The organism is uncultured Methanobrevibacter sp., from assembly GCF_902764455.1.
Classification (GTDB): domain Archaea; phylum Methanobacteriota; class Methanobacteria; order Methanobacteriales; family Methanobacteriaceae; genus Methanocatella.
On sequence record NZ_CACWVY010000001.1, the window covers coordinates 83965 to 103671 of the forward strand.

Sequence of the window (19707 nt, forward strand, 5' to 3'; positions counted from 1 at the left end):
TAGAATTTTTGAACAAGCATTTAAATATTATTAAAAATATATATTTTTTTACAAATATTACCGAGGTGAAAAAATGAACTTTACAAACGAATACTTTATTGGCGGAGTCCTTTGTTTATTAATTTCAATAGGTTCAATCATTATAGGTAACAGAATTTCTGCAGCAACAGTTGTATCATTTACACTATTCCTTTTTGGTATTTACAAAGCAATGAAATAATAAAAAAATGTAGAGAATTCTACTATCCACGACACCACCAGTCGTGGCATTCTGTTTTTTAACGAAATTTCACCAAATTTCAAATCAATAACAAAAAATAAAGTTTAAAGGAGAGTTAATCTCCCAAAATTAAAATATGGAGAAAAATTAATAAATTGGGAAAGGAGTTTCCCAATTGACAATTCCGGTTTTAGAATGCTACCGGTTTAACATTGTTGTTTTTGTTGAATTGATTTAATGTTGAAATCAGTTTGGCAGTGTTCATGTTGCTTGAGTCTTTAGCCCATGCAACAACAACGTATTGTTCCCCTCCAGCAGATACAATTTCAGATGCACCATGGGTTGCGTGATCATAGTCAGTGAAGTTTGCAATGTGGTCAGAGTTTACATTAACACTTAAATCGTCATCAGAATATAGGTATTCTCTTCCGTCGTGGTGAATCACATTATCCAAGATGTCATCGTTTTCCACATCGTCGTAAACATCATCATTTACATTTTTATAAATTGAAATTCCTGCATCCTGATTGCCGTTTGCGGATACTGAGTAGTATTCACCATTATAGATACTTTTATAATTGCTGTCTAGTTTAAAATCGTTTACACTTGCGGCACAAACGCCTCCCATTAGAAGTGCAGTGACGATTATTGCAAAAAATATTTTTTTTGTATTCATGATAATCACATTTAATTTTTTTAATTACACCTGAGAATGGTTTGAGGTAAGTGTGCCTCTCGTAAGTATAGTTAATTATATAAAACTAGCCATATATAACTTTTTTCGAATGTAAGTACACACTTACATAATTATTAAATAAATAAAAGCCATTAAATTATTTATTTGCTCAAATATCCATTTTAAAGATATTTTAAAAATATATTGAAAGGAATGATGAATATGACAGCTTCAAATGTCACACTTTCATTTAATTCAATTAGATTTTCGGATATTTTCCCATCCAAAAACAATTGCTGGGCAGAGAAAGTTTTTCAAGGAATGTTGTATTATATCCCTATTTTTTGCTAATTCATAGGCCGTTTCAATGCCGATGAAAGATTTGAGATGAATACTATATCATTTTGTCCGTGAGGGATTCCTGAATGATTTTTCTATCCCCGATGTTGGTCAGCCGAGAGACGTCATTCCACCCATCAATGTCAAATTTCAGCAATCAGTTGAGATCCTATTGCAATAACTAGATTGTCATATGCATTGTTCCTGTAAATTATACAAGAGAAATTTATTTTCAATCCCATTATAAAATTATTATTAAAAAAGGTAATATGACTAACAAATCATGAAATCAAGTAAAAGATTAAAAAAAAGTAATTATTGAGAAAAATTAATCCCCCATAGTTTAAATCTATTTTAAGCTATATTTTGATTTAGTGCAAGACTCTAATCTAAAAACTCGAAATACTTAGTTTCTATTTCAATATTGGAATCAATTTCCATAATCTTTTGAGAAATTAATGTTTTTAATTTTGAAAGGTCTTCTGGAGACTCAGAGAACAGATAAATTGTTTCAGGTTCAAGAGGCTTGTTTTCAATTGATATATTTTCAACTGAGCGAAAATGAGGATTATAATTTTTGCATATACCGAATTCAGTTTTTAAATGATTAAATGCATCTATTTTTTCGTAGGTACCTTCATTCATAAATTTAACATTGTCAAATTTAATTACAAGTGCTATCGCATCTTCAACTATTAAAATTATTTCACCCGTATCCTCATCTCTAAGGGAGTATAGAGTATTTAACTGGTTCAATTCTTCAACCAAATCATATACTATTTTATCCCGTTCGGATTCGTTTTCAACTTCTAAGTAGAAAACTGTAACATCCTGGTTGACATCTTCACTTTTCATGGGTCTGAGATGAAAATAATCATAGGTTGAATGCTGTTCAATGAATGCAGCATATTTTAGTATAATATTATTTATTTCTTCTATTTTTTCAATATCCACAATTCCAACTGAAAATTTTCTTTTGACAACCATAATTAATACTATATTACTCATATAATAAACCTTTTTTTGAAATATTTCCAAAAAAGCAATATTTATAATATACAACAAAAAAAGCATACTGAACAAAAATTCATAAGTATTTCCAAATCCAATATCAGACCTGATTTAATATTTCTTTTCTAATCTTTCATAATCCAAAATGCAATATAATATCCATATTACAATACTAAAAAAGTCATTTAAGTTAATATAGCCAATAATAAAAGAGAACCCAACTAAATTATTATAGAACATAGTCTTTCCACCATTGATAAACTTTTAATGTCCCATGGAAGTATTATTTTCAATATTCGTGAATTGCCCATATTCCCCCAATATATAAATTATTTTTGACATATCACCAATCATATATTAATTGTAATTAAATCCTGTGCATTTTAATATTGACACCACCATTTAAAAAAAAAAATAGTTATTCCAAAATATAATCAATATAATTTAACTAATTAAAATAGACATAATCCAATTTTAACAATTTAAAAAGCATTATTTATACCATTGATTGAAAAACTCGTGATTATTATAAAATAAAGTATCAACAATATATAAAACAAAAGTTTAACAGAATTACTTTTTAATAACTTTTAGTAAATTTAATAGAAAACTTTATATAGTAACAAAAGGTAAATAAAATATATTCATACATTAATCCTAAAAAGGAGTGTGAAATTTATGGTAGATTCAGATACAATCGAAACTAAAATTTCAGATAAAAAAGAAGAATTCGAAGAAGAAAAAGTTGAAGAAACTGCAGAAGAATTCGATGAAGAAAAAGATATTAAAGAAACTTTTGAAGATAAAAAAGAAAAAGGTAAAAATATTGCAGACAATGTAATTAGCGATTTATCTAAAACCATCGACGAATTTAAAGACAGTATTAAAAACATGCAAAAAAATGCTGATCAGAAATATCAAGATTACAAAAAATCAACCGTACAAACTTTAGACATCGATTTAATTGAAACTCCTGATGTTTACCACATTAAAGCAGCAGTGCCTGGTGTAAGCAAAAAGAACATTTTAATCGAAGCCGGTGACAATGACATCACTATCGAATGTACATTCACACCATTCATTGAAGAATTCGATGAAGAAGATGAAGCTGAAGTAATTGTCTCCGCCATTAAATACGGTAGATGCGTTAAAACTGTAAGATTCGAAAACAGTATTGACATTGAAAACATTAAAGCTAAATTCAAAAACGGAACTGTTAGAATAACACTTCCAAAATTAATTATACCAAAACATAAAATTAAAGTAGACTAATTATCTACTTTTATTCTCTTTTTTAAAAAATAAAATAAGTAATGTAGATTAAATCTACATTTAGTATCTAACTTTTCCTATGTGTCTGGTTGCACCAGGATCTTCATCATTAAAGTGAGCAAGATAGTATACAAACCATTCAAGCGGAATTACAAAGATAAATGGGGACAATAATTTATCCACATCAGCATAATCTTTTAATTCATATAATATTGTTTTTGCTTCAAGGTTGACGCAAAAATCAATAGCTTTTTGAGTAATCTCATCAGATTCCAAATCAGATGATATAATAATTACCGGAACATCTTTTTCTGCTCTTTCAATTAATCCATGTCTGAATTCAGCTGCATATTCCGGACATGCATGCTTGATTGCTCCTTCCATAAGCATTGTCATTGCCAATTTGTATGCAAGACCGAAATTAGGACCGCTTCCTAAACAGTAGAAAATATCTTCACCAGCATATTTTTCAGCTAAAGCCTTGTTGTCATCTTCAGTTAAAAGTAAAAGTTTTTCAAGCATTTCAGGCATGGTGAGCAATTCTTCTAATAATTGCGCTTTATTTTCATAGTCTGATGCTTTGAACAGAATGTAGTAAAGGCTTGCTAGTTGAGTAATGTAGGTTTTTGTACCAAGAATAGCAGTTTCAGTATCACATCTTGTTGTGATTGGAGTTTTAGCTTCTTTAATCATTGAACTTTCAGGTTCATTTGAAATAGAAACAGTGTGTATTCCATACTCATTAGCTTTTCTCAATGCTGCTAAAGTATCGGCGGTTTCACCAGATTGTGAGGTGAATATTGCAATAGAGTTCTCGTTTTCTGTCAGTTTTTTGTTATAGTAGAATTCATAGCCTGCATACACTTCAATATTAATATTGGTGGAAGACATTCTGATTGCGTCACGAACGCTGTAACAGGTTGAAATAGAACTTCCGCACCCTACCAAATAAACTTTGTCGGCTTCTAAAACCTTTTGTGAAACTTCATCCATAGTTGGAAGTTCACTGTCAAAAGTCCTTTGAAGTGACTCTGGCTGTTCCATCATTTCATCATACATTTTATATTTCATAGCTTAAACTCCTTTAAAATTAAATATTATAATTAATATATTGTAAATTAACATATAAAAAGGTTTTTTAAAAAATATTAAAATGATGATTATGGAAATTGATTTATCACTAATCGGAATGGAAAAAGGAAGACAATACGAGACAATAATTACCACAAAAAACACTGACAACACATTCAATGCAGCACCTATAGGTGTGATATGTTCCGGTCCGGACGTTATTGTAATCCGTATTTTTAAAGGAAGCCACACCTTAGACAATATCATTGAAAACAGAGAGTTTATTGTAAACATTACCTATGACCCAGAACTTTTTGCAGTTTCAACACTCCAAAACCTCCCCCAGGATTCATTTGATGAAGATATGACCCTGAATGATGCTGATGCCTATTTTAAATGCGAAGTTATCTCACTAATTGAAGCGGTAAAACAAAGCGATCCTATAAAAAAGAAAGATGAAGCCATTGTAATCAAATCAAAAGTGACTGAACTGGTCATCAATAAAAATACAAAAGCATTCAACAGGGGTTTCAGCTATGTAATCGAGTCTCTGACAAATTTCAGCCGTTTTGATAATGTTAGCGATGCTCAAAAAGAAGATTATCTGAATAAATTCAGGGAAGCCTACCGTGTTGTAAAAAAAGTTGGCCGCATAGATGATATAAAGGCCATGAAAGAAATAAAAAAAGAATTGGAAAGTAAAGGCTATGACCTTTAGTTTCTAATGACATCCATCATCTCAAAGTTATCTGCGTCAAACAATCCCTTATCAGAAAGTTTGATTGACGGAATTACCAGAAGGGCCATGAATCCCATTGTCAGGAATGGTGCTTCAAGCTTGCATCCAAGAGAAAATGCTCTTTTCTGCAGTCCGAATAATTTTTTTGCAGTAATCAAACCGTCTTCATTGCTCATCAAACCCGCAATCGGAAGAGACAGCAAGTCTTCAAAGTCATCACCGACTACAGCAATTCCCCCGCCATTGTCTATTACCTTATTCACGGCTTTGGCCATCATTTCCGAAGAACATCCCACAGAAACAATATTATGTGAATCATGTGAAATTGATGAAGCGATAGCTCCTTTTTTAAGACCGAATCCTCTAATAAATGCATTAGCAACATTGTTTGAACCGTGACGTTCAACAACAGAAATCTTCAATACATCCCCAGATATGTCAGGCTGGACAATACCGTCATTTGAGGAAAGTTTTGCAATTCCTTTTTGAGTAATAAGGCCTCCGCTGGCACATTCAATGACGTTTACTTCACATTCATCACCATTAAAGTAAATATCAAAGTTACAAGGTGATTTTTTCTCCACATTCATCGAATTATTTGCCTGTACTTCTTCAGCATCAAATAAAACGTTTTCACCATCGAAAACACATTTTCCGGAAATGTATGTCTTCAATACGTTGAGATTATCCAGATTGTCTACAATAATGAAATCCGCCTTAGAGCCTGTTACAATTGATCCTCCGTCAATTCCGTAATGGGCTGCAGGATTTATAGTTACCATTTCAATAGCTTTAATCACATCAACTCCCAAATCAACCGCTTTTTTGACTGATTCATTTAAATGACCATTAACCAAATCTTTCGGATTTTTATCATCACTTACTATAAAATCAAAGATAGGTGAGTGAAGTCTTCTTGAGAGAACTTCATTAGGTATTATTCCGAAACTGTCCTGATTTCTGTAAAATTCTATACGTTGCGAAAAATCAAAGAGGGCTTCCATATCCTTGGCAGATGAACCATCACGTACCATAATTTTCATGCCTTTCTGCTTTTTCTCGATAGCTTCTTTGAAAGTGCTGCATTCATGGTCAGTTACTATACCCTGCTCAATATATTTATCCAAATCTTTTCCGGAAACAAGTGGTGCATGACCATCTATCGGCTTTTTATACATTCTTGCAATTTTAAGTTTCCTTAAAACCTCATCATCCCCGCCGATAACTCCAGGATAATTCATCATTTCGGCAAGTGCAATGATTTCAGGTTTTTGAAGCAGATATTCAATGTCTTCAGAATCTATTGTTGCACCTGATGTTTCAAATGATGTTGCAGGAACACATGAAGGTGCGGCAAAATAAAAATTAAAGGGAACTGTAGATGCATTTTCAATCATAAATTCAATTCCGTCAATGCCACTTACATTGGCTATTTCATGAGGATCACATACAACAGCAGTAGTACCGTGCCTTACTGCAACCCTTGCAAACTGCGCAGGTGTCATCATACTGCTTTCAATATGAATATGTGAATCTATAAAACCCGGCAGCATCAGACCTTCAACATCAATTTTAGTTTGTGCATTAACGCTGATTGGAACTATTTCCTTAAAAATTCCCTCTTCTATTGTTATTCTGGCAGGATAAACGGAATCTGTTAAGACATCCAAAATAAAAGCAGTGAATTTCATGCTAATCATCTTGCAGTGCATTATATAAAAGCGGCAGGAATGTGCCTATATCAGTTACAATACCTACAACCTGCGCACTGCCTCTGTCAGATAATTTGGTAACTGTGGATGGATTGATATCTACACAGATACTTTTAACCCTTGACGGAAGAAGATTACCCATTGCAATGGAGTGAAGCATTGTGGAAATCATTAAAACCATATCCACTTCCTGAGCATATTTCCTCATAAGCTTTTGGGCTTCAACTGTATCGGTTATGACATCAGGAAGAGGTCCGTCATCACGGATAGAACCTGCAAGAACATACGGAACATTGTTTTTTACACATTCATACATTATTCCGCCAGTTAATGTTCCGTCTTCAACCGCCTGCATAATGGAACCTGACTTGTTGATTCTGTTGATGGCCCTCATATGGTGAGTGTGGCCGTGACCAACAATTTTTCCTGTTTCGACCTCAATACCCAGTGAAGTTCCAAAAAGATTGGATTCAATATCATGAGTAGCCAATGCATTACCTGCAAGTATAACATCAATATACCCCTGTCTTATAAGAGAAGCAAGATATTTGCCGGAACCAGTGTGTACAATAGCAGGTCCGCCGACAATACCTATTTTTCCACCTTTAGCTTTGATTTCTTTCATTTCATCAGCTATACCATTGATTAAACTCATAAGAGGTTTTTCGGAAGACACTTCACTGTTCATGAATTCAAATACCTGCTGTTCGCTCCTTGATCTGTGAGGTGGTGTAACTCTGACACCGTCAAGACCAACTACAATCTTATCTCCGGATTTTACATCAGCAATTGGCTTTACATAAGCCCTTGGAACATCCTCATCAACAACAACTACGCAGTCCATTTCAATATCTTCAACAAGCATCCAGTTTCCATTGTAATAGATGTGGGTTGTGTGATTGGATGATGAATAAAAACCTTCAGGAGCAACTTTGTCTTTAGTTGATGATATAAGATTAACTTCCTTTATCTCATCAATTGAAGCACCAAGAACAGACAATTCATCTAAAATGGAATTCAATAATTCGGGAGATTCTGCAGAAACTTCAATTTTTGCTCTACTAACATCTGATTTTTTTCTTCCAACATCAATTTCCAATATATCAAATTCTCCGCCTTTATCCATGATTATTGCCATTGTCTTTGTTAACATCAATGAGTCAATAATATGGCCTGAAAGCTCTATTTTTCTTTTATTCATAACATTATGCTCCACTTGTTAATGTTATAATTTTAGTTTTTGGTGATATTTAATGGTATTGTTAAATATAAAAAAAGAAAAGATTAATGAAAATAACTGATTTATTATTTTTCATTTTTTAAAATATTTTAAACCAGATATGGAGGACATGTTTCCAAAGGTAGACTCTTTAATTTTTCTTTTATAGAATTCATCCTCATCAAATGTTCCATTCTGTTTTTCTTGGTTGATTTCATTTTGAAGACTGTTGGCCATATCAACATAATATTGGACGGCGTCATCATGAGACATTCCAGTTGTGGGAGTATTTACTTTTGTTGCAACTATTCCTACAAGCCCTCCACCTTGATTATCGTGCTTTTGTCTTACCACAAGCAAAATAGATTTTAAATAATCATCGTCAATTGAATCGTAAACTTCTAAAAATACAGGCTCAATTTTTTCATAATATTTACGGTTTGCCGTACTATTATCTGCATTGCCGTATTTTTTTCTAATAGATAATGATTTATCTATTATTGAATCCATAATTCTACTTTTACCCAAAGTTTCTCCAAACTTACCCGCAACAACTTCTTCAGCATTGATAATTTTATCAACACTAGATTTCGGATAATTTTGAGATTCAGACCAACCACAATACGGGCAGAAATTTGCATTTTCATTTAAAGTTTTACCACAACTGGGGCAAGTTTTTTCCAGCATTTCTTCACCCATTTTTGTGCCGCATTTCGGACAAAAAATACTATCTCCAACATCTTCACCACAGCTTGGACATAATGTTTTAAAATCTTCTTCAACTATCTTAGTACCACAATTAGGACAGAAATTACTATCCCCCGCATCAACACCACAATTAGGGCAGATAGAACTATATTCCTCAACAATTATCTTAGTACCACAATTAGGACAGAAATTGTTATCTCCCGCATCAACACCACAATTAGAACAATTTACCATATTCCTCTCCTAAAAATCATCATCAAAGAAGTCATCGAATGAATCATCATCAATATCATCTTCATAGTAGTCAATTTCACCATCACCGTCTTCGTCAATACCATACTCATCGATTTCACCATCTTCATCATAGTCAAATCCATAAGTGTCCGGATTCCCATCACCATCTGTGTCAGCTACATAGGTATCCGCATAACCATCACCATCGGTATCCACAGCCGCAATATCAATGTTTCCATCACCATCAACATCCTGTGCGACATAATCGGCATAACCATCACCATCAACATCACCTGCAAATGTATCATATTGACCGTCACCTGTGGTGTCTGCAGCTTCAAAATCGGCATAACCATCACCGTCAGTATCATAAACCCCATAATCCACATTTCCATCACCATCAGTATCATATTCTACTGCATCAATATAACCATCACCATTAGTGTCATATCCAAAGGTGTCGAATTCACCATCTCCAGTAGTGTCTGCTGCTGCAAAATCGGCATAACCATCACCGTCAGAGTCAACTTCTGCATAATCAGCATAACCATCACCGTCAGTATCATAAACAACAGTATCTATATTCCCATCACCTGTTGTATCCACACCTGCCGTATCTGCATAACCATCACCGTCAGTGTCCATTACAACAGTATCATAGTTACCATCACCGTCAGTATCACTTACTACGGTATCATAGTTACCATCACCACTTTGATCTGATACTATACTTTCTTTATAACCATCACCATCTAAATCAACATTTTCTTCATTAGCCATAATATCACTAATCCTTTATTAATTCTTCATATCTAAAATCTAAGAGATAAGGGTCAAAATCCACTAAAGTTGAAACCTCCGGAAATCCATTTGAATCATAATCAATAGTGAAATATTCCCTAGGTTTCTTTTGTTTTTTTGTAGGGGTTTGGCTTGAACTATTGGACCGCCTATTTTGAGATTTTTTTAATTTTTCTTGATGTTTTTCTTCATCATAAGTTAAACTATCATCAGAAAGAATAGTTCCAATATTTGCAGCCATCATTACTGGAATTCCAACACCTGTTGCCATTCCTGCTGCAGTCAAACCATACATCCCTAGTCTTTTAAGATTTTTATTTCTTTTTTTAATACGATTATATTCAATTTTTTGCTCAGGAGTTAAACTTTCATAATATTCTTTTTCTTTTAGTTTTTTTTCATCTTCTCTTTCTGCTTGATCATCAATTGCATCAAAGACAACCTGAAGCTGTTCCATATTTTGGATTTTTTCATTTTCCAAAGCTTTATCTTTGATATGTTTCATATTGTTAAAAAAACCCATTTAAACACCTTAATTTAACTTAGTACCACATGATTCACAGAAAACATAACCTTCCCGAATCTCAGCCCCACAATTTGGACATGAATTTTTATCATCTTTTGAGTCTTCTGTTTTTTTAGGAACATCATTTTTTGAATTAGATGAATCACTACCAACATCTGAAGATTTTTCCTTCATATCATTAAATAAATTAGTTGCACTGGCAACATAATTAGTTTCATGTTCTTTTGGAGGTAATTCAACTTTATTAGAAGAGTTATTGGAATTTTTAGGTTTAGAAGAATCATTCTGAGGATTTGTTTGTGAAAACTGTTTGGATTTATTTTGTTCCTCCTCTAATTCATCAGTTAATTGTTTAATTACTTCTCCATAATCCTTGTGTAAATCTTGTTGTATTTTAAGTTGTTGTTCCAATTCCTTTTTTATTTTTTTAACTACATTTTTATGCTGGTTAACAGTTTTGTTCATGTCCATTAAGAGAGTTTTATGTTTTTTTATATCCTCCCTTAAAATTTGATTTTGCTTTGATAACTCATCATTTACTGTTTGTTGTTGGTCAAACTTAGCATCCAAATGCTTTAACAAATCATCTTGTTTGTCAATAATCTTTTCTAATCTTCCAATATATTCATTTTCATCAATCATAAATTATCAACCTCCCCTATTCAAAGTATTTAAATAATCCAGGAACATGTTTTTGGACAAAATCATGAATACTGTCTTTTAAATATACATTTGAAACATATCCCATTATTATCCCAATAATAACTAAAAGAAGGATTTGTCCACCAAATAACCATTCATAAGCGGCCAAACCATAGACTCCAAATAAAAATTCAACAAGAGGATGTTCTAAAATTCCCAATATCAAACCAACAACTAAACCTGAAACAATTGCATTTGCATCGTTGTCTATCAAACCTGCAAAGAATCCTACACTTATGATTATTGCTAAAATAAATGAAACCCATATAAAACCAATAATCAAACCAATTATAGATAAAATAATCGATGCAATAGCCATAATTATAATGGGTTTAATTAATGTATTAATATTGACTTTATCTAAAAAGCCTTGATTTGAAATTTGTATATTTTGCTTTTGTTGAGTCTTTTTACCCGTATTAACATTAATACCGCATTCTGGACAAAATATTGCATCTTTTTCAATTGGAGATCCGCAGTTTCTGCAAAATTTATCATTATTTTGCTGTTGGTTCACTTTATTTCCGCATTTTGGACAAAATGCAACATTCTCAGGAATTTCAGCACCACACATTTCACAGGAATTATTTTTTTTAACTTCATTTCCACATTTTGGACAAAAAGTAGCTCTTGGATTTAAGGTATTGCCACAGTTAGTACACTTAATTCCATTAGATTCACTCTTTAAAGAATTTCCACAATTTGGACAAAATTCATTTGAATCATTAGCTTCAAATCCACATTTACTACATTTAACCATAACAAACACCTAATTAAACAGCAAATCTTTTTTAATATTATCAAATTCCTCTTGAGATATAGCGCCACTAACAAGCAGTTCATGGAATTCTTTAATCTGTTGAGCTTTATTTGGTTTGGATGTTTGATTTTCAACAATTACTTTTTGCGGTTGATTTCTTAATGATTCAAATAAATCAATTAGATTCTGACCGAAATGATAGTTAGGAAGCCTAATTTCATAAAAAGTATTATCAACAAGTTTTATTAACAATCTGTCAAACATATCCGCACTGTCATTGTTTGCAATCATATCTTTAAATCGTGTAGCTTTAAGAGATTGAATATCATTTTGAATAACTCTTTTTATATCCTGTGCAGAGGTAGGGGCTCTTTTAGTAATATCCTCATATCTACTTTCTTTTCCAAGACCTAATGTGACCCTCATTGAAACGATTTTATCAAAATAGAAATTATTTATTCCTGCATTGACTTTTTCCCAATCCCTATTATCAATTTCCATGAACACAAATTTATCCTCTTTAATCATGAAAAATCCATCAATCATAGTCTCATTTCCAAAGGCTTTAGAAACATTCATAAAGGGTATTCCTGCTGAATCAAACAAATATCTATCTGTAAAAAGTGCATTGAGAGTGTTATGTTTTGAAGTACCTTTTTCTAACCTATTAAATCTCCTGACACTTGTTAAGAAATAATTTTCATCTTTTATTCCAAATTCTTCTGCAAGTTTATCATAACGGGAAATTACTTCATCACGCCTAGCATTCCATTCCTGCTCTTTAAAAGAAACTGTGGGACCATTAGCCAACTTATTACCACATTCTTTACAGAAATTAGTGTTTTTTGTATTTTTAGCACCACATTTTGGGCAAACATCGGAATTAATTTCATATTTTTCGACTTTTTCACCACAATTAAAGCAAAAATCAGAATTTGTTACTTCAGCACCACAATTACTACATTTAACCATGTAATCACCTATTGTTGATTAATTGTTTTTCTAATCTTATTTCCCCAGGTATTCTCTTCCATTTCTGTAACTGTGTTTTGGAAGCTACTAGAGACATCAGAAAGAGATGAATTCAATGCATTTATTTTATTTTCAAGAATATCAATTTCGAGTTTCATGAATCCTTTTTCAATATCCCGATATATATTTGAGTTTTCTTCAGTAATCTTTTCAACAGCATCTCCCTCTGTTAACATATCCATTAATCTTAAAAATACATGTTCCTGATGCTGTTTTTCATATTCTTTGATATCTGCAAAACTATAAATTTTGTCAAGCAGCATTTTAATTACATTAATAAAATCTCCCCTATCTTGATGGTCATTAACATTATTCGGAAGAATATCAGTTTTGAGTAAAAAAACAGAATTTATTTTATTATTATCTTTTAAAACAAGAGAATATCCTTTATTTTCAATGTAAACTAAAGCAATTGAGTTTTTGTCGTAGATTTCAACTTCAACTTTGGAAAATTCTTTAGGTATAGACAAAAAATCTAAATTACGCACCAACATGTTTTCACCTCATTTAAATTCAACAGTACTTGCATAATGTTTTACATCATTAATGTTCCTACCTCCAACAAAAACAACCTCGCTTCCATCTTCATTGCTTACTCCCACCAAATATGAAGGCACTGCATTCATTCCTATATCATTTGTTAAAATAATCAAATCAGAATCTTGTTGCAGTTGAAATAGATACGATTTTGTAAGAACATTTAATGAATGTTCTAAAGCATTAGATTCTCCTTTTGATAAAAGTGAGTTATTATAGTAGTATACTACAATTTCCCCATCATTAATTATACCATCCAAATCATCATCAGCCCAATATTCATTTTTACATCCCAATCCTCCATTAGCCCAACACCAGGCAACATCACTATAATGTTTTCCAATTGGGACATTCATGGTGAATAAACCATCAAAATCCTGATTCAGTGACATTAATGGAAAAACAAACATTAGTAAAATTATTGCAAGGATTATAACAACTACCAATATTTTTTTGTTCATGGAGACTCCTACTTTTGATGTTAATAATTATTTTTAACACAACATATAAATATTGCTATTAGCATGCTAATATCATATACATATCTATTAAATAGCCAAAGTCTAAATTCAAAAATATGAATAAAAAAGATGATATGAGCATCATATCATTACTAGCCCGCTCCAAAAAAAGAATTAACGTACTTAAATCACTTGAAAAAGAAGATAAAATACCTTCAAAAATTAGTAAAGATATTGATGATAATAGCAACCATGTTTCAAAATACCTAAAAACATTGAAGGATGCTAAACTCGTAGAATGTCTTAATGAAGAAGATAAACGCTACAGATTTTACAGCATTACTGATAAAGGCAAATATTATCTTGATAAAGTTGAAAAAGAGTATAAAGAATAAATTCATTCAATTAAAGTTAAAAAATCATATATTATTTTTGCCGCAACAACTGCTGTATTGTCACCTAATCTGTCTGTTGCAGTCTCCACCACATCCATCCCTACAATATTCTTACGGGACAGACTTTTAAGCAAACCTTCAATTTGATGAACCAATAATCCGCCAGGAGTCGGATTTCCAACACTTGGAGCAATAGCAGGGTCAATCACGTCCATATCTATTGAAATATAGATTGGTCCGTCAATGTTTGTTATATAATACTCTATTGCATCCATATGCTTGTGAGTGTCCTTATTTTTGAAAGTCTGAATGTTGTATGTTGATTTAACGAATTCCTCTTCTTCGGCTGATGATGACCTTATTCCAATCTGGACCAGATTTGCTCCGAATTCATGAGCCCTCCTCATTACTGTTGCATGAGAGTATTTTTCGCCTACAAAGTCAAATGCTAGGTCTCTGTGGGCATCAAGGTGTATTACGGTTAATTTTTCATGCCTATCTGATAATGCCTTGATGGCTCCGATTGATGCTGAATGCTCACCGCCGATAATAAGAGGCCTTAGATTCAAATCCAGAATTTCATTGACTGTATCCTCAACTATATCAGATGTGGCCTGACAGTTTCCCGGAACGACATTAACATCACCGAAATCATAAAAAACAGATGTTAAATCTTTATTAAAAACAGTATTGTATTTTTCAAAACCAAATGAAGCTTCCCTTACTACAATTGGTCCTAAACGTGCACCGGAGTGATAAGAAGTAGTGCTGTCAAATGGAACTCCGATAATTCCAAATGAGTTTTCTTTAATATCCTCAATTTCTTGAGAAAATGCAAATTTCCACGGTTCGTAAGTATTTAAAAGCATAATTAATCTCAAAAGGAAAATAAATAAGAGAAAAGGAATCTAGTTAGATCCTCTGGTTCTCATTATTTTCATGTTTCCTAAAGCGACAATGTATTCAACTTCAATACCTTCAACGATTGAGTCTTTTAAGTCTTCAGGCATTGGTAAGTCTATGGTGTCGTAGTTTTCCATATCCATTAATTGTACGGTTGGACCTTGGATAGAAATAACTTGACCTAATCTTTTGTCGATAATAGGAGTATCTACTTTACTGTCTACAGGTTTTACAAGACTTCTTTTTTGACCATCGAAAACACCGATAGCTTCGATTCTTGCTTTTGCAGCTCCGTGTTTACCCGGAGATGAAGTAGAGTAACTACTAATTTTACATGCTTCACCGTCTAAAACGATGTATTTTCCAACTTTTAATGTTTTAATTTCTACAACTTTTGTTGACATTAATTTTCCTCCATAATTTAAAAACCGGTTTTTAATCTTATAATAAGGATTATTATTAGATTAATATTAACTCTATAATCTATTTTATATAAAGTATTCGTTTATATTCAAGTTTTTTATGAATTTGAAAAATATTTTTAAAAAATAAATATCCATAAAAATTTTAACCTATACGATTAAATATAATATTCAAGTGATAAGATGAGAATAGCTATCGTTAGTGGAAAGGATGAAGGTCCTACAAAATTGAATGCTTTTGACAATGCATTGACAGATGCAGGAATAGGCGATGTTAATCTGATTAAGGTATCAAGCATGCTTGCAGCCAATACCAAAATAATGGACTTGCCAAAACTTAAAGCAGGACACATGGTGAACTGTGTTTTATCAGAAGTCACATCAGACACCCCCGGAGATGAAATAACTGCTACAGTAGCAGTGGCTATAGGAGAAAAATTGGGTTGTGTTGTTGAAACAACAGGAGTCAATAAAGACCCGCAGGACATTGCAGATGAAGCCGAAGAGATGGTGAGATATATGATGGACAGGCGGGGTGTTGAAATAAAGAATCTAATTATCAAATGCGAAAGTACAACTGTAAAAAATATTGCATCAGTCATATCAAGCGTAGTATACATTAATGATGACATCATAGACGACAACTAAAATTCAATATAAAAAAGGTGATAACATGGATGCTCAAGATAAGAAATTGGCAACAGACCTTGCCTATGAAATCATTAAAGAGGTAAGCAGAGCTACAAGACCATACATAGGAAAACCCGAAGCAGGCGAAAAAGTCAAGATGGGTGCAGACGGAACACCGACCTCCCTAATTGACGTAGTATCTGAAGAAAAAGTTGTTCAGATTTTAAAAGAGGCTCCCGTATATTCATACATTATCAGTGAAGAAATCGGAGAGCTGAGACTTGGTAAGGGAACAAAAAGAAGCGTTACATTAACTCATGAGCTTAGACGCAAAGACATTCCTGAAGACGAAAAGGCCAAATTCATCTTTCTGGTTGATCCTATTGACGGAACAAGCAACGCCATTAAGGAAATTCCTGCATTTGCAATTTCACTTGCTGTGGCAAATGTCCCTGAAGGCAGAGTTGCAACATTGAATGACGTTGAACTTGCTTTCATAAGCAATCTTGCAAACGGAAACTTCTTTGAAGCCGAAAAGGGAAAAGGATGCTGGCTCAACAATAAAAGAGTACAACCAAGTGATGAAGTGAGAATAAGCAATATGACCCTTGGAGGATTTACAAAAAGCGGAACCTCAGTTGCATCCAAGCTTGTCGACAATGCAAGAAGGATGAGAGTGCTTGGAAGTGTAGTTCTGGAACTGTCTTACGTTGCAAGCGGCAGATATGACGCATTTCTTGATTTGAGAGGAAGCAGAATCATCGACATTGCAGCTGCAAAACTGATTCTGGAAGAAGCAGGAGGAATCATCACAGACAAGTACGGAGAAAAGCTGAACAATACCTTAAGCATCTATGAAAAAACAATTGTCGTTGCTGCAAACACTCCAATACTTCACAAACAGATGATTGACATCTTAAATGACAACAGAACCGATGTAATCGGTAAAATAGGAATCTTCGGAAGAATCGACCAGGACCGTGCAATACTATTTTCAGCAAAAATCATAGATTATCTTTTAACCAACGGAAGGGAAGTGATTGTTGAGAAGAGACTTTCCAAAAAAATCATTGAACTTGCAAACAATCCGGAACTTCCCCAAATTATCGAAAATACAAAGGAAATCTATCCTGAAATTGCAGATGAACTTTCAAACATCAACTTCAACATTAATTATGATGCCATTTCAAGAAACATATTCGATTTCGACTGCGATATGGCAATAATTCTTGGAGGAGACGGAACACTCTTAAGAGCAGAATCAAAAATGAAGCCTACAATACCTATTTTTGGAATCAACATGGGAACTGTAGGATTTTTAACCGATACAGAAGTTAAAGACACATTCAATGCACTTGATGAAATCCTGAAAGGAGAGTACTACAGGGAAAAAAGAACCAGACTTGTGGTATCCCACGAAAACAATCATTATTCAGCCATCAATGAAGTGGTTATAATGACAAACAAAACCGCAAAGATGCTTCACTTCCAAATCAAGGTTGACGGCGAAATCATTGATGAAGTGAGAGCTGACGGACTTATCATTTCAACTCCGAGCGGATCTACAGCTTATGCTATGTCTGCGGGAGGACCTATTGTTGATCCGAAAGTCGGAGGATTTATTATCATCCCTATTTGTCCGTATAAACTTGGAGCAAGGCCTTTTATCGTATCTGACAACAGTGAAATTACTGTAAAACTGCTTAAAAAAGGAAAAACTGCAGTCTTTGTGATGGACGGTCAGCGCAATGAAGAAGCAGAATATGAAGAGGAAATCAAATTCAAAAAGGCCGAAAAAGATGTGTACTTCATCAGAACTTCAACAAAATACTTCTACAAAAAGGTTAAGGACAAGCTTAATGCAGGCGGAATAACAAGCAGCAATGGGTGTATGGATGAATAATCTTGTTATTGACATGACCCATGGAGGAGTTAAAATAGCAGTCAGCCTTGCAAAAAAAGGCCGCAGCGTACTTGCATTTGACATCTACAATACCTTAAATGACATTGACCAAAGGATGCTTGAAATCTATGACGTGCATCTTTTAAACAGCTTAGATGAGCTTTCAGGATACAGGGGAGATATGAGGATAATCCATCCTGTTCATCTTCCTTTGACACATTCTGAAATCATGGAAAACAACCCTGATTTGAATTATACTTTTATGACTCATCATGAAATCATATGTGAAATCCTGAAAGACTGGGGAGACGATATTCCTGTTGTTGAAGTTACAGGAGTTAAGGGAAAGACAAGTGCAGTTTTTATGCTTAAGGAAATCCTGATTGACAAAAATCCACTAATCCTTTCAAGTCTGGGAGCCATACTATATGAAAACGGAAAGGAAATCACCCTTAAAAAGAACATATCAATAACCCCTGCAAACATCAAGGAGACAATTGATCTTGCCTACAAGATTGCAAATCCAGTCTGTAAAATCGCCGAAGGAGTTGTTGAAAGTGAAAACCTCAAAAAATACTCCTCAGCAATTTTCGAATCATCACTTGGCGTAAGCGGAGTTGGAGACGTAGGGCTTTTGACAAACATTTCTGAAAACTATCCGATTGCAAAAGCAAACAGCAGCGCAAGCAAAGCCAAAAGGCAGGTATTCAGATGCGATACTGTAGCATGTGAAAAGGAAAGCTATGATAAATATTACAGTGATGTCAAACATTCCAGAACAAATACCTTTTCACTGAATGACAGAAGTGCAAATCTCTATCCCGAAAGCGTTGACTATTCACTTGACAAAAGCGAAATCAGAGTCAAATACTCAAATGTAAAAACAGTGAATGACAAAAATTTATCCGGAGAAATTACCGTTAAAACATTTGCTCCAGGACCTCATCATGTATCAAATGTATTGGGAGTAATATTAACCTGTATTTGTCTTGAAATAGATACTGAAGATATAATTAAAGGATTGGATAATTTTAAAGGACTTACTGGAAGAACTAATAAAAGAAGTAATGGAGACTTTCTAATAATCGAAGAGATTAATCCTGGAATCAACACCGATGCTATAAAACGTTCCATAGAGATGATTGGAGATATCAACACATATGTCGTTGCCGTTGGTGGAGACTATGGAATTACATGTGAAGAAATTGACGAGACAAAAGTTGCCAACTATTTAGACACAACCGATTGCAATATTATACTTACAGGAGACGTTGGTTCTTCAATAGCTCAAAAAATGACAAAAAATGTTAAAGTAATTGAAAATGCAGATGATGTTTACGATATGGCTTTAAAAGATGAGAAAAATCTTCTGTTTATCTATAGGTCTGATTACAGCAAAGTTTCAAAAAGGTAATTTACAGCTATTTTTAAAAA

22 protein-coding genes are annotated in these 19707 nt (G+C 33.3%); 7 read left to right on the forward strand and 15 right to left on the reverse strand.

All coding sequences use genetic code 11. The features are described from left to right. Positions 1 to 73 precede the first annotated feature (73 nt). Positions 74 to 220: a hypothetical protein gene (locus QZU75_RS00445; RefSeq protein WP_296880980.1), complete on the forward strand. Its 147-nt coding sequence runs from the start codon at positions 74 to 76 to the stop codon at positions 218 to 220. Between the two features lie 190 nt (positions 221 to 410). Here QZU75_RS00445 and QZU75_RS00450 read toward each other — a convergent pair whose 3' ends face one another. Beyond that, positions 411 to 896, reverse strand: coding sequence for a hypothetical protein (locus QZU75_RS00450; protein ID WP_296880981.1), 486 nt, complete (start codon positions 894 to 896; stop codon positions 411 to 413). Positions 897 to 1619: 723 nt separating this feature from the next. Further along, positions 1620 to 2243 (reverse strand): hypothetical protein, encoded by a 624-nt coding sequence (locus QZU75_RS00455; protein WP_296880982.1) that lies wholly within the window; start codon positions 2241 to 2243, stop codon positions 1620 to 1622. A gap of 681 nt (positions 2244 to 2924) precedes the next feature. Between QZU75_RS00455 and QZU75_RS00460 the strand changes: the two genes are divergently transcribed. Further along, positions 2925 to 3518, forward strand: a complete 594-nt coding sequence (locus tag QZU75_RS00460; RefSeq protein ID WP_296880983.1) for an Hsp20/alpha crystallin family protein — start codon at positions 2925 to 2927, stop codon at positions 3516 to 3518. A 60-nt stretch (positions 3519 to 3578) separates the two neighbouring features. Here the strand turns inward: QZU75_RS00460 and QZU75_RS00465 are convergent, their stop codons facing one another. Then, complete coding sequence (locus tag QZU75_RS00465; RefSeq protein WP_296880984.1) at positions 3579 to 4589, reverse strand: SIS domain-containing protein; 1011 nt, start codon at positions 4587 to 4589, stop codon at positions 3579 to 3581. 82 nt (positions 4590 to 4671) lie between these two features. Between QZU75_RS00465 and QZU75_RS00470 the strand changes: the two genes are divergently transcribed. After that, positions 4672 to 5307, forward strand: a complete 636-nt coding sequence (locus QZU75_RS00470) for a DUF447 domain-containing protein (protein WP_296880985.1) — start codon at positions 4672 to 4674, stop codon at positions 5305 to 5307. On the opposite strand, the gene ade is transcribed toward QZU75_RS00470, so the two are convergent. The 10 genes from ade to QZU75_RS00520 form a co-directional block, all read right to left on the reverse strand. Then, complete coding sequence (ade, locus tag QZU75_RS00475; protein WP_363139626.1) at positions 5304 to 7019, reverse strand: adenine deaminase; 1716 nt, start codon at positions 7017 to 7019, stop codon at positions 5304 to 5306. The genes QZU75_RS00470 and ade overlap by 4 nt on opposite strands. Before the next feature lies 1 nt (position 7020). Further along, complete coding sequence (locus tag QZU75_RS00480; RefSeq protein ID WP_296880987.1) at positions 7021 to 8241, reverse strand: TIGR00300 family protein; 1221 nt, start codon at positions 8239 to 8241, stop codon at positions 7021 to 7023. A 111-nt stretch (positions 8242 to 8352) separates the two neighbouring features. After that, a complete protein-coding gene (locus tag QZU75_RS00485; protein ID WP_296880988.1) occupies positions 8353 to 9201 on the reverse strand; it encodes a zinc ribbon domain-containing protein in 849 nt (282 codons plus the stop codon). Between the two features lie 9 nt (positions 9202 to 9210). Next, positions 9211 to 9981: a hypothetical protein gene (locus QZU75_RS00490; protein WP_296880989.1), complete on the reverse strand. Its 771-nt coding sequence runs from the start codon at positions 9979 to 9981 to the stop codon at positions 9211 to 9213. Between the two features lie 7 nt (positions 9982 to 9988). Continuing rightward, the gene (locus QZU75_RS00495; RefSeq protein WP_296880990.1) at positions 9989 to 10525 is read right to left on the reverse strand and encodes a hypothetical protein; all 537 of its coding nucleotides are present in this window, start codon (positions 10523 to 10525) and stop codon (positions 9989 to 9991) included. Between the two features lie 9 nt (positions 10526 to 10534). Beyond that, positions 10535 to 11170: a zinc ribbon domain-containing protein gene (locus QZU75_RS00500; RefSeq protein WP_296880991.1), complete on the reverse strand. Its 636-nt coding sequence runs from the start codon at positions 11168 to 11170 to the stop codon at positions 10535 to 10537. A gap of 16 nt (positions 11171 to 11186) precedes the next feature. Continuing rightward, a complete protein-coding gene (locus QZU75_RS00505; RefSeq protein ID WP_296880992.1) occupies positions 11187 to 11990 on the reverse strand; it encodes a zinc ribbon domain-containing protein in 804 nt (267 codons plus the stop codon). Positions 11991 to 11999: 9 nt separating this feature from the next. Next, on the reverse strand, positions 12000 to 12962 hold the full coding sequence (locus QZU75_RS00510; protein WP_296880993.1) for a zinc ribbon domain-containing protein: 963 nt from the start codon (positions 12960 to 12962) through the stop codon (positions 12000 to 12002). A gap of 8 nt (positions 12963 to 12970) precedes the next feature. Further along, positions 12971 to 13516, reverse strand: coding sequence for a hypothetical protein (locus QZU75_RS00515; RefSeq protein ID WP_296880994.1), 546 nt, complete (start codon positions 13514 to 13516; stop codon positions 12971 to 12973). A gap of 9 nt (positions 13517 to 13525) precedes the next feature. Further along, on the reverse strand, positions 13526 to 14020 hold the full coding sequence (locus QZU75_RS00520) for a hypothetical protein (RefSeq protein ID WP_296880995.1): 495 nt from the start codon (positions 14018 to 14020) through the stop codon (positions 13526 to 13528). Positions 14021 to 14154: 134 nt separating this feature from the next. Here QZU75_RS00520 and QZU75_RS00525 point away from each other — a divergent pair, with 134 nt between their 5' ends. Further along, complete coding sequence (locus QZU75_RS00525; RefSeq protein WP_296880996.1) at positions 14155 to 14415, forward strand: winged helix-turn-helix domain-containing protein; 261 nt, start codon at positions 14155 to 14157, stop codon at positions 14413 to 14415. Between the two features lie 2 nt (positions 14416 to 14417). Here the strand turns inward: QZU75_RS00525 and speB are convergent, their stop codons facing one another. Next, complete coding sequence (gene speB / locus QZU75_RS00530; protein WP_296880997.1) at positions 14418 to 15284, reverse strand: agmatinase; 867 nt, start codon at positions 15282 to 15284, stop codon at positions 14418 to 14420. A gap of 39 nt (positions 15285 to 15323) precedes the next feature. Continuing rightward, positions 15324 to 15722, reverse strand: coding sequence for a translation initiation factor IF-5A (locus QZU75_RS00535; RefSeq protein ID WP_296880998.1), 399 nt, complete (start codon positions 15720 to 15722; stop codon positions 15324 to 15326). Between the two features lie 201 nt (positions 15723 to 15923). Between QZU75_RS00535 and QZU75_RS00540 the strand changes: the two genes are divergently transcribed. The 3 genes from QZU75_RS00540 to cfbE are packed head-to-tail and all read left to right on the forward strand — an operon-like array spanning position 15924 to position 19687. Continuing rightward, the gene (locus tag QZU75_RS00540; protein ID WP_296880999.1) at positions 15924 to 16388 is read left to right on the forward strand and encodes a pyruvoyl-dependent arginine decarboxylase; all 465 of its coding nucleotides are present in this window, start codon (positions 15924 to 15926) and stop codon (positions 16386 to 16388) included. Positions 16389 to 16413: 25 nt separating this feature from the next. Beyond that, a complete protein-coding gene (locus tag QZU75_RS00545; RefSeq protein WP_296881000.1) occupies positions 16414 to 18273 on the forward strand; it encodes a bifunctional NADP phosphatase/NAD kinase in 1860 nt (619 codons plus the stop codon). Further along, positions 18266 to 19687 (forward strand): coenzyme F430 synthase, encoded by a 1422-nt coding sequence (gene cfbE, locus QZU75_RS00550; protein ID WP_296881001.1) that lies wholly within the window; start codon positions 18266 to 18268, stop codon positions 19685 to 19687. The genes QZU75_RS00545 and cfbE overlap by 8 nt, the downstream gene beginning before the upstream one ends. Positions 19688 to 19707 lie beyond the last annotated feature (20 nt).